The 19,508-nt window shown below is 32.7% G+C and carries 15 protein-coding genes and 1 riboswitch; of the genes, 4 read left to right on the forward strand and 11 right to left on the reverse strand.

What is annotated here, in order from left to right; genetic code table 11:
- Positions 1 to 56: 56 nt before the first annotated feature.
- The 7 genes from QO200_RS00005 to QO200_RS00035 all read right to left on the reverse strand — a co-directional run bounded on the left by QO200_RS00005 (position 57) and on the right by QO200_RS00035 (position 8,596).
- On the reverse strand, positions 57 to 1,595 hold the full coding sequence (locus QO200_RS00005; protein ID WP_371535047.1) for a type I restriction endonuclease subunit R: 1,539 nt from the start codon (positions 1,593 to 1,595) through the stop codon (positions 57 to 59).
- Position 1,596: 1 nt separating this feature from the next.
- On the reverse strand, positions 1,597 to 2,457 hold the full coding sequence (locus tag QO200_RS00010) for a hypothetical protein (RefSeq protein WP_371535048.1): 861 nt from the start codon (positions 2,455 to 2,457) through the stop codon (positions 1,597 to 1,599).
- A 36-nt stretch (positions 2,458 to 2,493) separates the two neighbouring features.
- Positions 2,494 to 2,676 carry a hypothetical protein gene (locus QO200_RS00015; protein ID WP_371535049.1) on the reverse strand — a complete coding sequence of 61 codons (183 nt, stop codon included), beginning with the start codon at positions 2,674 to 2,676 and terminating at the stop codon, positions 2,494 to 2,496.
- Between the two features lie 72 nt (positions 2,677 to 2,748).
- Entirely contained in the window at positions 2,749 to 3,312 is a 564-nt protein-coding gene (locus QO200_RS00020; RefSeq protein WP_371535050.1) for a hypothetical protein, read from the reverse strand.
- Between the two features lie 9 nt (positions 3,313 to 3,321).
- Positions 3,322 to 4,617, reverse strand: coding sequence for a restriction endonuclease subunit S (locus QO200_RS00025; RefSeq protein ID WP_371535051.1), 1,296 nt, complete (start codon positions 4,615 to 4,617; stop codon positions 3,322 to 3,324).
- Complete coding sequence (locus QO200_RS00030; RefSeq protein ID WP_371535052.1) at positions 4,614 to 6,176, reverse strand: N-6 DNA methylase; 1,563 nt, start codon at positions 6,174 to 6,176, stop codon at positions 4,614 to 4,616. The genes QO200_RS00025 and QO200_RS00030 overlap by 4 nt, the downstream gene beginning before the upstream one ends.
- A 164-nt stretch (positions 6,177 to 6,340) precedes the next feature.
- Positions 6,341 to 8,596, reverse strand: a complete 2,256-nt coding sequence (locus QO200_RS00035; RefSeq protein WP_371535053.1) for a hypothetical protein — start codon at positions 8,594 to 8,596, stop codon at positions 6,341 to 6,343.
- A gap of 337 nt (positions 8,597 to 8,933) precedes the next feature.
- Positions 8,934 to 9,031, forward strand: a riboswitch (SAM-I-IV-variant riboswitch).
- Here QO200_RS00035 and QO200_RS00040 point away from each other — a divergent pair.
- From QO200_RS00040 to QO200_RS00050, 3 genes are all read left to right on the forward strand, one after another.
- Positions 9,022 to 9,411 carry a hypothetical protein gene (locus QO200_RS00040; RefSeq protein WP_371535054.1) on the forward strand — a complete coding sequence of 130 codons (390 nt, stop codon included), beginning with the start codon at positions 9,022 to 9,024 and terminating at the stop codon, positions 9,409 to 9,411. Its footprint overlaps the riboswitch before it by 10 nt.
- Positions 9,411 to 9,794 carry a hypothetical protein gene (locus tag QO200_RS00045; protein ID WP_371535055.1) on the forward strand — a complete coding sequence of 128 codons (384 nt, stop codon included), beginning with the start codon at positions 9,411 to 9,413 and terminating at the stop codon, positions 9,792 to 9,794. Before QO200_RS00040 ends, QO200_RS00045 begins: the two co-directional genes overlap by 1 nt.
- 30 nt (positions 9,795 to 9,824) lie before the next feature.
- The gene (locus QO200_RS00050) at positions 9,825 to 10,340 is read left to right on the forward strand and encodes a hypothetical protein (RefSeq protein ID WP_371535057.1); all 516 of its coding nucleotides are present in this window, start codon (positions 9,825 to 9,827) and stop codon (positions 10,338 to 10,340) included.
- A 152-nt stretch (positions 10,341 to 10,492) separates the two neighbouring features.
- On the opposite strand, the gene QO200_RS00055 is transcribed toward QO200_RS00050, so the two are convergent.
- The 4 genes from QO200_RS00055 to QO200_RS00070 all read right to left on the reverse strand — a co-directional run bounded on the left by QO200_RS00055 (position 10,493) and on the right by QO200_RS00070 (position 18,429).
- On the reverse strand, positions 10,493 to 11,005 hold the full coding sequence (locus QO200_RS00055; protein ID WP_371535058.1) for a transposase: 513 nt from the start codon (positions 11,003 to 11,005) through the stop codon (positions 10,493 to 10,495).
- A gap of 111 nt (positions 11,006 to 11,116) precedes the next feature.
- On the reverse strand, positions 11,117 to 12,472 hold the full coding sequence (locus QO200_RS00060; protein ID WP_371535060.1) for a RagB/SusD family nutrient uptake outer membrane protein: 1,356 nt from the start codon (positions 12,470 to 12,472) through the stop codon (positions 11,117 to 11,119).
- An 11-nt stretch (positions 12,473 to 12,483) separates the two neighbouring features.
- Positions 12,484 to 15,504 (reverse strand): SusC/RagA family TonB-linked outer membrane protein, encoded by a 3,021-nt coding sequence (locus QO200_RS00065; protein WP_371535062.1) that lies wholly within the window; start codon positions 15,502 to 15,504, stop codon positions 12,484 to 12,486.
- A 417-nt stretch (positions 15,505 to 15,921) separates the two neighbouring features.
- Positions 15,922 to 18,429, reverse strand: a complete 2,508-nt coding sequence (locus QO200_RS00070) for a M14 family zinc carboxypeptidase (RefSeq protein ID WP_371535063.1) — start codon at positions 18,427 to 18,429, stop codon at positions 15,922 to 15,924.
- Between the two features lie 222 nt (positions 18,430 to 18,651).
- Here QO200_RS00070 and QO200_RS00075 point away from each other — a divergent pair, with 222 nt between their 5' ends.
- Positions 18,652 to 19,506, forward strand: coding sequence for a cyanophycinase (locus QO200_RS00075; RefSeq protein WP_371535064.1), 855 nt, complete (start codon positions 18,652 to 18,654; stop codon positions 19,504 to 19,506).
- Positions 19,507 to 19,508 lie beyond the last annotated feature (2 nt).

Below are 19,508 nucleotides of genomic sequence, written 5' to 3' on the forward strand. Positions count from 1 at the left end.
ATAGGGTGGTCAGTTTACTCCGGAACTGGTGGTCAATTTGCACTGGAATTGGGTGGTCAATTTGACCGGTTTTTCCAATCATACAACAACTCAACTGTGGCACCGTCAGCAACCGATTCTTTGATGGTATACACATCAATATAATCGCCACCATAAAATTCTCCCAGAGTTGATTTATCTTCTTTGGATATTGGTGTTCCTGTAAAGGCTATAAACTTAGCATTAGGCAAAACGGTACGCATAAATGAAGCTAGAAAACCATAATGACTTCTATGTGCTTCGTCTACCAGAATGTAAAGGTTTTCTTTTTTGGATAGTTCCTCTAAATCAATTTCTACACGGTCAATTTCTACCCATTTACCCTTTTGGAGCTCTTTGGTAATCTTGATAAGCGTTTTGTCTTTTATCTGTTTTTCAATCAACAAATTGCCTCGCTCTTCTAGTTCCGTTTGGTCAGCAGATTCCGTTGCTTCTTTATCTGTTTCTTGAAACTTTTGGATGGTAGTTGTAATTATTCCGCCATAATCGTTACGTAATAATTTATCTAAATGTACCACTGAGGAAGCTTGGTTTACATTTTTGAAACCTACGTTTTGAAGCGTAGTTGTGATTTGTCTGTCCAAATCCTTTCTATCGGTCATTATCATCACCGTAGGATTGTTAAAACCAAATTCTGGGGCTTGCCGTTTACGAGTGACATACGCCATCGTTAATGATTTTCCAGAGCCTTGTGTATGCCAAACCACGCCACCTTCTCCCGCTTGTAGGCGTTCTATGGTTTTGTTGGTGGCTCTTATTTGTTGGTATCTCGGCAGTTTTTTAATGGTAATGCCTTCGTCTAATTCAAACAAAACGAAATGACGAATAATATCCAACACTCGCTCTTTCTTGAAAAGGGCAATGAGCAGTTTGTCTTGTTCTGTTTTGGCTTGAGCCAATATGTCTTTGTCCTCTTTATTAGTTTTAAAAAGGGAGTAAAATTGTTGGGGTGCGTTAATCGCGCCGTACTTCCCCTTCTCTTGCCAGATACCCACACATATTTGATTGAAGTGAAATAACTTCTCTGAGTTTTCTTGATAATACTCTAAATCGCTATAAGCCGAATCCCAAGCGTTTGGTGCTTTGGGGGATTTACATTCTATAACCGCTATAGGTAAACCATTGATGTAAACGACCAAATCTGGGATAGAGTGACGAAATCTTCCATGGAATTTCATTTGATTGACCACCAAGAAATCATTGTTGGCAATGGTTTCATAATCTATAAAATGTACTGAATGAAATCCTTCTTCACCATCAATAACTTGTTTTACAGTATACGTTCCACCTCTGATATGTTCCCAAATCTTTTGGTTAATCTCCATTAAAGAAGCACCAGCAACCGATGTAATTAAAGTATATGCTTTGTTAAGATTATTATCATTTATCCAAGGATTGATACGCTTAATAGCTTCCAGCAATCGTTCTTTGAGAATCACCTCGGTTATATCATTGCGTTCTTGATGTTGCTCCCCATTATAATAGTGGTAGCCCATTTCTTGGAACAACGCTATGGCTGGTAACTCGCTATAAATATATTCTGGTGATTGACCCATGTTATCTTTTTAAAATAATTGTTCCATCTACAAATGATTCGTATCGTTCGGTTGACTCATTAGTAAATTCAATGTTAGGAATTATCTGATATTCTTGATTAATTAATTTTTTAATAATTTTATCACTGATTCCAATATTTCCACCAAAACCCATCGAAAAGAAAATGTCTTCCATTATGTAAAAAGGCATGTCAAAATTTAATTGCTTTCTCATATGTTTCGGAAATCTTCTTAAAATCCAATAATTCTCATTATTAACTAAAATTTGACGAAAATTATTTTCATCGAAAATTATTTTTTCTCCATTAACAAGTCTTTTTGCATTTTCAAAATCACCAATCAAATAAAACCATGATGCATAATGAAACCTCATTGGTGCTGAATTTGTATCTTGCTGACGAATCTCTTTTTCTGGGTCAACAAAATGGAATATTGAGTCATTTGGATTGTTTTCAGCAGACCATTCAGCACAAAAACCTAAATATTTAACAACATTGTATTTACCACTGGTATTAATGATGTTTTCTCCACTTACACATTGATTAATCGCTTTAGCAAGTTTTGCTTTTATACTACCTGTTGAAATAGTTTCCTTTCCTTTTGATTCAACTAAGCATATTTGATTAGTTAGGCTTTTATCTTGACAAACAAAATCAGGAGTTGATGCTTTGTATGGAATGGCAATTTGGCTATTATTGCAGAAAAAATGAAAATCATTTATATATGGAAAGCCTGTATTTTGCATATATAGATAAACCAAGCCTTGAGAAACTTCTCCAATTCTGTTTGTTCTTGAAAAATCTCTTAAAGAGGAAATCCTACTCGATTTAATTCGAACATTCGGCTGATGTGAATCTATCAAATTAGACAAACTCAATAAACTAGAAATATGGTCAAACTAATATTCAGGCTGAGTAAGATGTCTACCACACAATGTCATAGCTACTCCCTGAGCTAATCTCCATCCGTTAAATTGAAAATCACCATGAATTCCTGCCGATGCTAATCGAACATGACTTGTAGTAACTGAACCATGAGTATATTCTTCTACATTAATTGTTCTATTGCTTGTAAATAACATACTATCCTTTTTTATATTTGAATTTATCGCTCCGATTTTCTGGTGATTGGCTCATTATTCTAAATTAACAATTTAATGCTTTCCGTAATAATATAATATCAATTCTATATCTCTTAATGTAATCTTATTGTTTTCTATACCAATAGTAGCTTTCCATTCGTGCATTTTTTCGATAAAAAACAATATCTTTTCTATATCTCCTTTTTTAGACTTTAGCGTAAGTTCTGAATCATTTTTAAATAATTTCTCCCACGCTTTTATTACTCTGCTATCATATATTGGAATAATATCTGGAGCGATAAAGTGTAAGGTTTTTGATGTGCCAACTACACTGTTATTTATAACTGGAGTTAATGTTGTAATCAACCAATTTATATTGCCTTTTCCTTGTTGCAATTTTTTAAGTTCTTCCAACAATTGGGGCTCCTTTCCTTCAATTTTTTCATAGTGAATGGTTGGAATAGTTGGCATCCAAGAATACGAGAAAGCAACCGTTTTCCAAAAATCATCAATACTTACTAATTTATGACTTGTGAATAAATTGTATGAGTACTTATACCATTGCTGGCTATTATGAGCGGTTAAATCATTCTTAACCTCTTCTTTTATTTTTTCATACAATTCTAAATTCAGCATAGTTGTGTTTTATATAGTAACCCTAATTCTCCCCGTTAACAATTGTTGCATCAAGCCTTGTTTGAGTTCTTGATAGTGAGTTTTCTTTTCTAACAATACTTCTAATTTATTGTCAACTGTTCTTAAAATTGATGCTATTTTCTCTTGTTCTTCCTTAGGGGGTTTTGGTATTATAAATTCCTTAATTCTTGTTAAAGCTAATTTAGGTTGAGCATTATTAGTTTGTTCCTTTTGAACTAAATCTTGGATAAATGGTGATAAAAGTAATTGTAATAGAAAAGATTTATTTACCTTAATATTAGTTAGTTTATCAGCATTTTCAGTTAAGTTGGCTCCGTCTAGTTCAAAGGGTACTTCACCAACGATTCCAAGTGTACCTGCGACAGATATAAACAAATCATCTTTACTAATTGTATATCTAGAAATCACTGGAAATATGTTGTCTGGTACATATAATATTTTTTCTAATGAAACACCTCCCATAAACATGTCAGTAACTCTAATATAAGGATGTTCAGTTTTATTCTCAATCAATGCTTCCCCTTTAGGCAATCTTTTTCCTCCCTTAACCTCTGCTATTTCATTTATCGTAACAACCTCCCAACTCTTAGGAATCATCCCCAAAGGAGAATCTTTAAACTCAGTATGACCAATTCCTTTGGTAAGCAAGCGTTGCATCAAGCCTTTTTTGAGTGCTTGTGTTTCTATAATTTGTTGGTCTATAACCTCAATTTTATCATCTACGGCACTTAATATTTTTGCGATTTTTTGTTGTTCTGGAAGCGAGTTTGGAACAGCTAAACATATTTGTTTCAACTCATTTAATCCTATTCTTGCTCTTGTCGTACCTGTACTTTTTGACTCAGCTTCGTCTCTGAAATATTTTGAATTCAATGCTTGAAAAACAAAATCGTTATCATATTTATTAGTATCAACCGAGAGACGAATACCGTCAGAACACATTACATATCTTTCATCTGTTGATGGAACTTTACAACATCTAGCAACAGGAGCCATTTTAGCTAATATTATTTCGTCAGGATATATGTTACAAGAAATAAGTTCGTTTGCTTTTTCTTCTGAAGTGTAAACAATACCCTTGTCAATAAATTTTCCTTCGCCAATATTTTGAAGTTGTAAAATCTTAACTCCTGACTGAGTGTAGTGTTCTGACTTTAAATCAGAACCAAAAGGACCGCCTGTAAATCCATATCGGTCATTTTTATTTCTGAATTCATATAAAGGAATTCTACTCCAAGTATCAGGAATGTCATTTTGAGATAAATTATTATTTAAATTACTCATACTCCCAACTCCTTTAAAAATTCAGCCAATTTCGCATCAATTTCGGTTTCTCTTTTTTCTAACTCAGAAAGTTTTTTATGCACCGCTTTAATATCTACTTCCACCTCTGCTTCTGAGGTGTCAATAAAACGAGAAATATTTAGGTTGTAATCGTTTTCGGCTAATTCCCCAATAGAAACAATACGCATGTATTTGTCTACATCGGTAGCGCCATCATAAGCTTTTACAATTTTGGCAAGGTGTTCTGGTAATAGTTCGTTTTGGTTTTTGCCTTCTTTGTAATCATTACTGGCATCAATAATGGTTACTTTGCCTTTTTGGGCTTCGGTTTTGTTTTTATTAATAATCCAAATTGAGGCGGGTATTCCTGTGTTGTAAAACAAGGCACTTGGCAAACCAACAATACCTTCTACTAAATCAGCTTCTAATAATCCTTGTCTAATCGTTCCTTCGCTTCCGCTTCTAAACAAGGTACCATGAGGCAAAACAACTCCCGCTTTTCCGTCTTGTTTCAAGACCGCTACCATGTGTTGCAAAAAAGCCAAATCGGCATAGCCTCTTGGTGGTATTCCGTACTGGAAACGTCCGTAAGGGTCACTTACTACTTTGGCATAATTGGGTGTTACTTTCTTTTCTTTACCGTCCTTATCTAGCTTTACTTCAATCGAGTTTTCGGCTGGTGTCCACCATCCATCCATCGAGAACGGAGGATTGGCAATCACACGGTCAAATAAATCCAGTTCGTTATTTTCGTTTTTGTGTTGGGGCGTAATTAAAGTATCTCCTTTGCGAATATCGGCATCCATAAAGTTATGAAGCAACATATTCAGTTTCCCAATTGCCCATGTTCCAAGGTTCTTTTCTTGACCAAAAAGTGATACGTTGATATTGTTTCCTACTTTTCCGTTGGGTTGTTCGGCAATGTAACGAGCTGATTCAATCAACATACCACCCGAACCACAAGTTGGGTCGTATATTTTTTGTTTGGGTTCTGGTTTTATCAGTTGTACAATCAATTGCACCACGCCACGAGGCGTATAGAATTCGCCTCCTTTTTTACCCGCATCATCGGCAAACATTTTTATCAAATACTCATAGGCATCACCCAATAAGTCATTCGATTCTAAGTGAGAATTGCGTAAGGAATGTTGGTTAAAGTGTCTTAAAAGTCTTTGTAATAATTCGTCAGATAGTTTTTCTTTGTCACCAAACTTGGTAGCGGTCATCACGCCTTCAAGCGAAGTGTTTTCACGCTCAATACCAGCAAAAGCTTTGTCTAGTGCAATACCAATGTTTTCGGTTTCTTTCTTGATGGTTTCCCAGCGAGATTCCATCGGCATTTGGAAATAGGTTTCGTCCTCAGCCACTTCCCGAGAAACGCCATCACGATTCATTATGTTTTCTACTTCTTCTTCAAAGACATCGTTGGAGCGTTTTAAGAACAATAATCCAAAGATATAGTTCTTGAAATCAGAGGAATCAATGCTTCCTCTTAATATGTTTGCTGAATCCCAAAGCCAGCTTTCTAGGGTATCTAATGCTAATTTTTTATCGGACATTATTTTTGTTGTACTATTTTAATGAGTTTTAAACTCAAGTTATAATTGAATATTAAGGGTTAAAAATAGGGTAAATTTTTTCATTAAACTCCACTTCAGATAAAAACCATTGTTTAATTAGTTCAAGTATTAGCTTGCCTTATTGATTGTGTTGCTATTAAGAGTTATACCTTGAGTTTTCCTTCTTTGTACGTTTCTTTATTAACGGTTTTGTTGGTCTCGATATCTATGTATGATGTTTTACCATGACGTAAACCATCCTTTATTTTTCTTTCTTCTTTGATGTTATTCTCGGTGTCAACATATTCAAATTCCCCTGAAAAAGGAGTGTCATCGAGTTTAAGGTACAATTCATCTACAACTGCATTGTCAATAAATTTCTTTTCTATTTTTACATTTTGGTCATAATAGTAATAGGTCCATTTATCAACCCTTGATTCTTTATACAACCTACCAGTAATAATAGGTTCGTTATTTAAGGTCGTAATAAGGAGTTCACCATCAGTATATCCTAATCTCTCGTCGGATTCGTCATTAGCAAAAAAATCGAGTTCAAAATAACCATCACGTTCAGTGTCATTTTTCAGCCAATAAACTTTTGAAAGTATACGGTCCTTAAAGTATTGTGTTCGCTTGACTTTTAAATAAGCTGCTGTTCGTTCAATGATATCGTATTTATAATTTTTACCTATTCCTAAACTATCATTTACTACTAGTTGTTTTAAATTTCCAAATTCGAACTGTTTCACTAGTATAGGAATGCTGGCATTATTATACTCGATATCTTCACCATGAAGTTTGTCATTTTTATAATTAGACTCCGTTTTAATTTGATTTCCTTCTTTATAGCCAGACCATTTTCCTTCTTTTAAATTATCTTCATATTGTCCTTTCGAAACCAATTGATTTATAGAGTCCCTTAGTTCATAAAGGCCAGTTAACTCATCATTTTTATAATACGAGGTTTCAAATATTTTGTAGATTCTAAATTTAGAACAGCTGTCTACTTTAACTCCGGTGTCGTTAACTTCGTCACACGGATATTTGATTTCTTCTCTATAATAAAACCGTTGTGCTTTTCCGTTTAATTTTCCGTTTAAATAAATCCTTTTTAATGCAAGCTTATTAGCAAAGGGTTCAGACTCCCCATTTTCTTTCACATAATTTGGAAAATAAAAGTTCCATTCTCCGTTTTCTAAATCTTCGCTGTAATTTCCATCGGCACTTAGACTACCTGAATTGTTGTAGTTTTTCCAATAGCCCGTTTTTTTTCCGTTATTGTATTGCCCCTCCTCAATTAATTTGAGTTCAGAAATGTTTGTATTGATTGTTCCTCCAAAAAGATTTTTGTGCGCGTCTAAATAGACTTTGTAACTGCCGTTAAGTTCATCATTTTTATAATTACCAACAATAAGACTGTCTCCTTTTACGTCCTGAAACGGACCTTCTTTGATGTCTTTTAAATAATTGGTATAGGTTATAGTTCTTTCCGTTTTACCATCAATAAAGACGTATTTCCAATTGCCATTTTTTTCATCATTTACATAAGGACCAATTTCCTTTAAATAAAGCGCAGCAGTAGTTTCGTCATAATATAGGCCAGTATATAAGCCATTTGCCAAGTCATCTTTATAATTAGTGGTATAAGAGATTTTATTGTCTTCAAAGGATGTTAATAAGCCATTTCTTTTCCCATCTTTCATGATATATTCCAAAGACTTACTTCCGTCTACATCATATTCAATTGTTTTACCGTTTAAAAAACCATTGCTATAAGTGCCACTTTTTTTAATGTTTCCTTTTTCATCATAAAAATTAAATGGTCCGTTTAAATGCCCGTTTAACAAACTGTACTCAAATTTAACGGTATAATCATCGTAATAGTCTGTTTTCTTTCCGTTGTCATTATCGTAGATTCCTGATTTTTTTATCAATGTTATATTATAAGAAGTCATACTTCTATCCGACCAATCATCGTCACTTCTTTTTGCATTTGTAACCATTAAAGTATAGCCCGAACTGCCATATGTAGAGATTACTTTCTCATCTTCAATCGCACTGTCAACTAATTTGAAGCCGTTAGCGGTTAAGGAATTTTGTATCAATAAATAAGAACCTTTGTTAAAAATAGAATAGGATATTTTATTAGGATAGTCATCATAAGTATAAAGATAGAACCATGCTTGGGCTTTATCACTATAATCCTCTTTATTGTAGGACCAAGTAATAGTGCTATAATTGTCAGTATCTCCCTTTTCGGAGTTATAATAGGTCCATCCTTTTATTAACATAAATTGATTTACATCTTGCCAATTCTTCTTGTTGCATAAATTAGTTAAATCTGTTAGGCTAAGTTTTTGCCCAAAGAGAGTTGAACTAATAATTAATGTTAATAGGATAAGGGTAATTCTTTTTTTCATAACGTTTGTTTTTGGTGGCGTATTAACTACAACTCAACCAGAGTGTTGTTATAGGGTATTTGATACCTAAGTTTGTTTTTCTTTTTGGTTTAAATTTTACTTTACAATAGTAAAAAATCTGACACTTAAATCTTTACGGTTTTCCACATTTCAGAGCATTTTTTTAATTTGTGTGTAATTATGGAAATAGGAACAAAACCAAAATTAGGGTTAATTTATCGGGAAGCCTATACCTGTTTTTAGTGATATTCTAAGTCACTATTGAATTGTTATTTTTTATAAGTTTTAAAAATTTGTGTGATTTTAATGTCCGTTTTTATTTTTAATTTATATATTTGAATATCATTACGAACTACTATTTAGTAGTAGCAACCTGCTTAGACAAGCGAAGGTGCTAAAACAATGAGCCTAAACTAAGGAAAAATATGTTTAAAATACCTCAATTTATTTCCAAATTCAAGATTGCTTTAAAAACAAAAAAGGCTAAAAAAAATCTGTTTAAGATTTATTTAGACCTCGATTTCCAGTTTTATAGTGTCGCTTTTGACGAACTTCAAGAAGTCAATTACATATATAAAGAGAAGGAGCTATACGACCAAAGTATTGCTGGTATTACCACTTTTTTAAAGTTTCAAAAACCAAATGGAAGGGATTATGAGTTTTATCCTGATATCTATTACTCACAATTGAAAGCTAACCAAGAATATGCTGTTATCACGTATTCTTTCACAGGAGCTTATTCTACAAGAGCAGTTGCATTGGTTCAGACGTTACAATTAGATACAATAGAGATATTTAAACATTGTAAAGAATAATGAAAACAAAAGCAATAAAAACCTTTACAGCGGTCATCACCCTTGGACTAGAAATAGGATATAGCAAAGAGCTTTACAAGAAGGAATATTTGATTCATACCCTTGAAGAGTATCAAAAGCAAAGAATAGATGAAGCAAGGATTTATTTAAGCGCTTCAATCAGCGATTGTAGTATTGTTTTAGGCGGTCTGGAAGAAAACCATATAAGGTTAGAATTTATAAACTACCCTAAATTTCCGTTGGAAGTTGAGGTGTTTAAAAATGAAATTATAAAACTGTGTTCTCATTTGCTTAATAAGTTACAACAAAATAGAACTGTGATTGTGTTTACAGATGAAACAGTTATGCTAGAGATTGATGAAGCAATAGACCCAAGGATTTAAGAGAAAAGATTAAACTGTAAATTTATAGATATGAGAATATTGTTGTTTTTATTGCCTTATGGCACATTGGTTTTAGTTTTATTTATTCTTATGATTATGTTTTCTTCGGAAGTGTATCACGTGATGGGAACTCAGCTACCTATTGTATTATTGGGAATATTACCAATATTTCCCAGTATCAAGATTTCTTCATTACTTAATAAAAAAGTTCAAAAGTCAAACATTTATAAGTTAACCAACCTTCAAGTGTTAACTGGGACTTTTGAACTAATAATTCCAGTTTGTCTTTCTTTTTTTCTATTTGAGTATGTTGACAAAAAGGAATCTTATGGTTATGGAAGTAACCATGAGATATCAGATAACATTCCATATTTTCTTCCAGCGCTATTTTTTGTGATTTTATGTCTTGAGTGGATAAGGAGGTATAATTCTGAAAAAGATAAGTTTGTAGCTTTTAGATATATTTATATCATAGTAATGGTAATTGCGTTTATACTTAGTCTAAAATATATTGGACTTATGTTTGAACCTAATGCAAAAAGATAATGCAATAACCATTAATCATTGAACAGAAGTGCCAACTTTATTGTTGTGAAATTTCTCTGCTAATTTCTGACTATAAATTTTTGTTTCGTTTTGATTGTCAGTATGCATGATGTCTGACGCGATAGCTTGACCAATTTCGGTCAAAACAGCATCTATCTTACCTTGAAGTCTCTCTTTATTTTTTCAACTGCTTTTTTCCAAACAAAACTGTATTTATGTGCATTGGCTTCTATTTTGGTTCCATCGATAAATTGTTTCTCAAGACTAATAAGTTCCAAATCAACCATCATCTCAACGAGTTGATTGAAAAGCTTTTCGACGTTCCCTTTTAATTTTTGTCCTCTGAAATCATTTATAGTTCTAAAATCAGGCTGTAAACCACCTGAAAGCCACATAAAGTAAATGTTTTCCTTAACTGCTTTAGCTATTTTTCGACAAGAATAAGTATTGTTTAAATACCCGTAAAACAGTACTTTAAGAAGCATTTTAGAATGATAGCTAGAAGAACCACCACCTTTATACTGTGAAATAATATCAGGTATTTCTAATCTTTCAACAACAGAGTCTATTAATCTAGCGGAATGATTTTCTGAAATTAAAGCATTTAAATTCAAGGGAAAAAGTTCTTGCTGATGAACTAAATGATGCTTAAAAATGGGCTCCATAAATGTTGTTTTGAGTACTTAAACATACTTAAATTCAGCATAATAACAAAAAAACTGTCTGAAAATTACTTTTCGGACAGCCTCTTTCACTAAGTTTAAACACTTCATTATTTAGTACCCATCATTCTGGATTAAATTCTTGTTGACATCCATTTCTCTTAAAGGGATCGGTAAAACGAGATTATTAGCATTGTAAGGCAAAGAACCTATGTTTTGTTTTAACCTTTTGGCATCAAATAATGCAAATCCTTCAAAGGACAATTCTCTTTTTCTTTCCATCAATATAGCTGCCAAATTTACCGTAGTGAATAATGTAGCATTTGAACGAAACCTTAACATATTAATATCATCCAAAGGAGATAGTCCCAAAACAGTTCCTTCTCTTAAATTAGCCTCTGCACGTATCAAATACATTTCGCCTAAGCGTAAAAACGGGATGTTTGCATACTGGCTTTTCCATTTTGTGGTACACCAATAATCAGCCTCATAAAAGAAACCAGCACGTTCATCATTTGCATCATCATAAATATCCCAATGCTGATCTTCAATATCAACATCTGGATTTCCAGAACGACCTCCAAAATCAGATCCTGCCCAAAAAAGATTAAAATCGTTTATACTATCATCTTGACTATTAACCTGCCATGCAAACAAATCCTCGGTTGAATTTTCCGAATTATTAAACGCTTTAGCAAAAGTAGCCGTTAATGTTGCACCACTATCATTGATTACAATATTAGCCATATTTCGTGCATTTGTATAATCTCCTTTTTGCAAATAGACACGTGCTAAAAGTGCTGCTGCACTATATTTTGTAGCATATACACCATTTGTTTCTGGCAATAAAGCATACGCATCAGTTAAATCAAGAATTACTTGGGCATACACTTCTTCAAGAGTATTCCTTGATGGAAAAGTAATTTTATCAGGGTCTAAAACTGGATCCAATACTATAGGAACTCCAAGTTGACTGTTGACAGAACCCGTTGTATAAGGTTTAGAAAATAATCTTCCTAAGTCAAAATAAACTAATCCTCTAAGAAATTTTGCTTCCCCCTCCGCAACATCTTTTTCGGATGTGCTTGTGAAAACAGTTAAATTAGCCAATATTATATTGGACTGATTGCTTATTTTATAACCATTAAGCCAGATCTCTCTCACATAGCTATTATCTTTTAGGATAGCTTTCTCATTATATTCACCTGGTTGACTATAGGTTCCATTCCAATAAATATCACCGTCATTCGCTATTAACTCTGATGCCAGTGCAATATCTCCACCATAACTAACACTTGATCTTGCATCTGCATAAGCATTATTTAAAATTTTACGAAGATTTGCTGATGTGCTTATGGCAACATCAGTTGTTATATCCTGCTCTGGTGTAATATCTAGATTATCATCACATGCTACAAAAGAAAGTGCAAGAAATGATATTAAAATTATTTTATATTTATACTTTTTCATATCTAATTTCATTAAAGGTCAATATTAAATCCAATAATTATTGTTTTTGCTGGAGGTGCGGAATAAAATGCAATCCCCTTTCTAATATTTGAATCTCCGTTATTATCGTAAGAAGATTCTGGGTCATATCCTGTATAGTTTGTAAAAGTCAAAAGGTTTACTCCAGTCATGTAAAGTCGAAGTCTATCCACTGAAATCTTTTGACTTATTTTTTTCGGCAAGGTATATCCTAATGATAAATTTCTTAAACGTACAAAATCCGATTTTTCTAGATAACGAGTTGATGCTTGTTGTCCGTTGGTACGATACATCCTCGCTTGAGGAACATTAGTAATATCACCTGGGTTTTGCCATCTGTTCAATTGATCTGTTGTTTGATTATCTTCATATCGAGCGTTACCCGATTGAAATTTACCTGCTTCATTATATAGTGAAGCTCCCCACTCTCCTTGAAAAGTAAAAGAAAAATCTAAATTTTTAAATAAGATCGTATTTGTCATTCCTGTCATAAACGTAGGATATGGACTTCCTGAAATCACTCTATTTGCTTCATTGTAATCATTTGTTTTTGTTTTATCCAAACTACCATCGGAATTCGGTGTGTTTTTATAAAACAAAGCATCTCCGTTGGCAGGATCAACACCTGCATATTGCACTAAATAAAAAGAGGAAATAGTTTCACCTACTCTTACAATATTGCGCTCATCCACAATATCTCCTCCTGGTAAATTAGTTACTTTATTGTTTAAAGTAGCCAAATTCAAAGAGGTTTTCCAACTCAAATTATTTGTTTTAACATTGGTTGTATTTAATACAAATTCAAACCCTTTATTTGTTAAAGACCCCACGTTACGGGTTAATGTGCTCCACCCAGAGGTACCAGGCAAGGGTTCATTTAACAAAAGGTCATTAGTTTTTTTAACATAGTAATCAATTTCACCCGAAACTCTATTATTTAAAAATCCGAAATCAATACCTGCATCAACTTGGTTTGTTTTTTCCCATTTCAAATCCTGATTACTTAATTGCGATGGGTTAATTGCAGATGTTTTATTGTAAGCAGATCCGTTAAAAAGACCTAAACTTGCAAAATTACCAATTCCTGCATTACCAGTAATCCCAAAGCTTCCTCTTAATTTCAACAAGCTAATTGTGTTATTGTCTTTCAAGAAATCTTCTTGTGAGATAATCCAACCTGCCGAAGCTGCTGGAAATACTCCATAACGGTTTGAAGCGCCAAATCTTGAAGATCCATCATAACGCAAACTACCTTTTAAAAGGTATTTGTCTTTGACTGAGAATGTAGCTCTACCAAAATAAGACAGGAAGTTATATTTAGTTCTGCTTGAAAGTCCTGATGTAATTTCGGAAGCACTTTCAACAGTTTGTAAATCATCAGATGGGAAACCTGTACCTGCAACATATTGTCTTTTACGTGCACTCTCTTCAAAACTCATTCCACCGACAAATTCTAAATCATAATCTTCCTTAAATGTTTTATTATAGGTGAAATAATTATTGATACTATATTTATCGGATTGAATAGCATTTGCGTCAGCATATCCGTTGGTTGAGGCTGATTGTGTTAAACTTCCCGAAAAATACTCTTCCGTTTGATTGTTGTTATCATATCCCAATTCAGTTCTAAAGCTTAATTCCGGTATAATTTTATATTCTAAATAAGAATTCATTATAGTTCTAAAAATGTTAACATCCCAGCTTCCATTAAATTCTTGCATCAAAAAATTGTAATACAACGTAGTTTCATTGTTAGGTGTAATGCCATCTGCCAAATAAGCAGGAGATAATGGTGATTGTGCCACTGCTTGCAATGGTGTTGAAAACGAATTATCTGTACCGATCCTTGTAATATGTGACTTACTCAAACTCGTATTAAGTCCTACTCTTAACTTATCCGAAACCTTATGATCTAAATTTCCTCTGTAAGAATAGCGATCCATGCTATTACCGCGAACGATACCTTGGGTATTATTATATCCTCCAGAAAGAAAGAAAACTGTTTTACTATCTCCTCCAGATATAGAAAACGTATGATCTTGAACCGAACCTTTTACCAAGGCTAAATCCTGCCAATCGGTATCAATTTGTCCGTTTCGCCAATCTAGTCCATTAGATAGTTTATCAAATGATCCGCCTGGCTCAGTTAACCACAAATCACTTGCTCCCCAAGTATTTGCCGAAGCTTCAGTAAAAAGCTCTACATATTGCGCAGCATTTAACCAGCTCATTTTATGAGTAGCTTCGCTCCAACCTGCTGAGCTATTTAATGATATTTTTGTTTTCCCAGATTTTCCTTGTTTAGTTGTAATTAAAACAACACCATTTGTCCCTCTAGCACCATAAATTGCGGCAGATGATGCATCTTTTAAAATCTCTATCGATTCTACATCATTGGGATTTAAGGAAATTAAAGGATTTATAGGTGCTGCTGATGTACTTTCGTTATCATTAATTATTGGCATTCCATCTAAAACATATAAAGGCTCTTGAGACGAAGATATACTGGATATACCCCTCACTCTTATTTTTACGCCTCCTTCAACTTTACCGTTAATTTGCGTGATTTGAACTCCTGCAGCTTTAGCAGTAAGCGCACCTTGTAAATTTGAAACAGGAATTTGATTGATTTGTTCCGCAGATATCGAGGCTATATTATCAGTTAATTTACGTTTGGACTGTTTTCCAAAACCGATAATCAAAACTTCATTTAACTCTGCTGAATCCACTTTTAAAAGGGTATTAACAACACTCTTTCCTTTAACGTTAATTTCCTGAGTTTTTAGTCCAATATAACTAAAAATTAATACAGCATTTGAACCTACATTTCTAATGGCATAAGTACCATCCATATTTGTCTGCGTGCTATTTGTTGTTCCTTTCACTAAAATAGTAGCTCCCGGAAGTGGACCATTTGAATCTGACACACTACCCGAAACATCTTGCGAATAGGTTAAACTAGTACAAAGAATCGTTAGAAACGACAAAAAGACTTTAAGTAAGGTATTTTTCATAAATCATAAGTAAATTAGTTAATACTTGTTTTATAATTTGTTTTATTACTAACAAATATAACGAATAATGTTAATAAAAACTTAAATCATTAAACATATTTCAATTGCATTTCTTAACAAAACAATAAAGATTAATCTATAATTGGTTAAAAAATAACACATTAATAAAAAACACACTACCCTACTATTAAATTCTAAAATTTCAAACTCAAAAATGTTGAAATCATAATTTTTTGTTAATAAAAAATTTACGAATTACTTCAAAAAGTGTATTTTTAATCCAATTTTGAAGATTTAAAAATTTTAATCCTCGTTATTGACAAACCAATTTTGGGTAAAAATGTATAAAAAAAGAGGTTGCCTTGTTATAAGACAACCTCTTTACTAAATTAAATTTTAAAATTATACCAACTAAATTTAGTTCACTAAAAATAAGGCATTACTAAATAATAAATTTCCGTTTTCCCAAAAACCTCTAAATAATGGATTGTCCATCATATATATCAATTTTCCATTTTCTTTGCTTTCAACAGCAAAACTTACGGTTTTGTTTAATTTCTTTTTTAAATTATTTCCAATAAAACCATAACTCTTGTAGTCCACTGGAATATAAGCTACATTAATAGCGTTTTTAACTAACGGATACTGTTTGTCATCAGTTTTTAAGCTAAAATATTTATCTCCTAACCCGAAAGACATAGGATAAGTAGTATCCAAAACATTTTCAATAATAGCGCCTGTAACTGTAGCGGAAATAGCTCTTCGCTCGGAACCTTTATAATCCAAGAAACGATCTTTTAATTCTTTATCTTTCACTTCCTTTTCAGAAGCCTTTTTATCTTCATCCGAATCATAAAGGCTAAGACTATATCCTTCCTTATCGGCAAAAACATTCAAAGCATTATTCATAGCAATTACTTTACCACCATTTTTAATCCAATCATCAATTTGTTTTTGCTGCTCTTTCGAAAAATCATAGCTGCCATCGGCCAAGATTAAGGTATTATATCCGTTTAAATTCAATAAGTCAAAATTAGTTGTCTCGATAACACTCACAGGATAACCCATAACTGAATCCAGATAATACCACACAGCACCAAATTCAGTCGAACTGACTCCTTTACCTGATAATAATGCAATTTTAGGCGCTTTCAATAGGAAAAAGTTTTCTCCGCCTAAATCTTTTCCATTTACGGTATATGCTGTATTGATAAAGTTATAGTCATTTTTAATTTTTATAATGTCGATTACTGTTTTTTCAAAATCAATTATTTTGGGATTATCCGCCTTACTCACAATTAATCCACCAGCTTCGACGGTTAGCTCACCAAAAATTGCTTTTTGAAGTGCTGCTCTCACTTTAATATTATTTTGATGCAACGATGATAAAACTTGTGCCGAAATTCGATTATTCCAAGGAACGTAAAAAGCATACACGTTTTGAGGTGTATTATGTACTATAGGCTCAATAGTAGCTTTCGTTTTTATGTTTAAATTATTTTTTAATGCATATCCTTCCACCCCATAAGCAAGCGGAAGATTCCAAGCCGTAATATCATAAGATAAACTATCATTTAATTTATTATATGGTTCAAATAACATTTGAGCCAAAACGGCTTTGGGTTGATCCACTTTTATAATTAAATCGTTTATGTCAATAGCAAAACTTTTATCTTTTTGAGTTTGATAATTAAAGCCTGAAGCGTTTTGATTTGCATCAGCGTAAGCAAATTCAATTTTATTTTTTTTCAATAAAACAGTTAATTGCTCAAGTTTTGCGTTATTTTTTAAAACATAGGTATTGTATTTCCCTTTGATGTTTTTTCTGGAATCGGTCATATACTTTCTAAAACCCTGAATTAAATGATCTGATTCAGAGGATGCTGCACCAACTGTGGTTAAAACAGACTTTGCATGATGATTGATTCGATCTTGTATCGTTAATACAGACCCATTTTCCAATAAAACAGCTCTTCCGGCTCCAATACCTCCTTGTTCAAAAGTCATTCCTACAGCTCCATTATATGTGGGATAAGTGTCTCCATAACTAGGGTAAAACATATCATAGGTTTCTCTGGTATTGTAAAGCCAATTTTCTTGATCAAATTTCTTCGAAATTTTTTCACCAACAACATTTTGAAAATCTTTTTGATATCTATCTATAAATTCATGCCAAGGTTCAGCAGACGGCGGGAAGAAATAAGGGGAGTTATACCCCATTTCATGCACATCAACATGTACTTGAGGCAACCATTCATTGTATAAAGCTAAACGTTGCTCTGATTCTATTTGAGTTTGCCAAGCCCAATCTCTATTTAAATCAAATAAATAATGATTGAATCTACCACCAGGCCATACTTCCATGTGTTCTCTATCGGATAATTCAGGATGTGTTTTTTTTCCAGAAATTTCTCTTAACCAATTGCCATATCGTGAATACCCATCTGGATTAATGCATGGATCTAAAATTACGATGGTATTTTCTAACCATTTTTGGGATTCAGGATTATTTTGATTTAATAATTGATACGCAACTGTCATTGAGCTTTCGGTTCCTGCATATTCATTTCCATGAACACTAAAACTCAACCATACAATAAGTTTATCTCCAATAGTTTTTGAACCTTTCTCAGATAATCCAATAGCAGCCAAATTATTATTTCGTATTAAATCTAAGTTAGCCAAATTCTCCGGAGTCGATATATAATATACATTTAAGTCTCTCCCCTCGGAGGTTTTCCCATAGTTCTGTTTTATGATAGAATTTGATTCTTCAGTTAAAAGTTTAAAATAGGACTCAACTTGATAGTAATAACTAATTTGTTTTCCATAATCAGGAATAAATTCAGACGGTGTTTTTAACTGAGCTTTCACAGTGATTATTGTAACAAGAAAGAGGAACAAGAAAAATAGTGTTTTTTTCATTTGGACAAAATAAATTATTAGTAAAGATATTTAGAATCGAAAAATTATAAAAAAATGCACGGCTGTTGTTAAAACAAATGAAATCAAAATACATTATAAGTTGTTATTTATAAAAAAGCCGTGATTTAAATTTAAAAAAAATCAAATACTAAGATAAATATACATACTTTTAACATAAAATTTGAAAAAACACGTAAATTTAACAATTTAAAATAATAAATCATGTACAAATACGACTTACTTACTAAATTTTGTCTTGGTATTGCCTTTGTGTTCAGCATTGGAATCTTACAAGCGCAATCACCAAAAGGAAAATTATTTATAATTGGTGGCGGGGATCGATCGGATAATTTATTGACACATTTACTTTCAATTTCAGAATTAAACACCAAAGATTACATTGCAATATTACCAATGTCTAGCGAAGAGCCTGACAGTTCCTATATCTATATTAATAATCAATTAAAGAAACTAACTTCAAATCCCGTAGTGATGCTAAATTTTGATAAAACGAAAGCATTAAATCAAAAATGGACTGATTCACTACAGAAAGCGAAACTTATATTTATCACTGGAGGAGATCAAACTCGATTTATGAATATAGTAAACAATACACCTATAAAAACTGCCATACATCATGCTTATCAAAACGGGAGCACTATTGGCGGAACCAGCGCAGGTGCAGCAGTAATGTGCGAACATATGATAACTGGAAATCAGAAATTAAATAAAGAGTACTCGGGAACTTTTGATAATATCAAATACGATAATCTTGAAACATCAGAAGGTTTAGGTTTAGTAAAAAATGTAATAATTGATCAACACTTTTTAAAAAGAAGCCGCTACAACCGATTACTTTCTGCCCTAGTCGAATTCCCTACTCATATTGGTATTGGTATTGACGAAAGTACAGCCATTATTGTCCGAAACAACGAGATCGAAGTCACCGGAGAAAGCGAAGTAATAGTAGTTAAAAATCCGAAGGGAATTAAAAAATATAAAAAAAACAATCTCATATCTATAGAAAATCTGGAAATGAGTATTTATAAAAGTGAACAGAAATTTAAAATTAAATAGTA

It is taken from the genome of Flavobacterium sp. Arc3, from assembly GCF_041431375.1.
In the GTDB taxonomy this organism is placed as follows: Bacteria; Bacteroidota; Bacteroidia; order Flavobacteriales; family Flavobacteriaceae; genus Flavobacterium.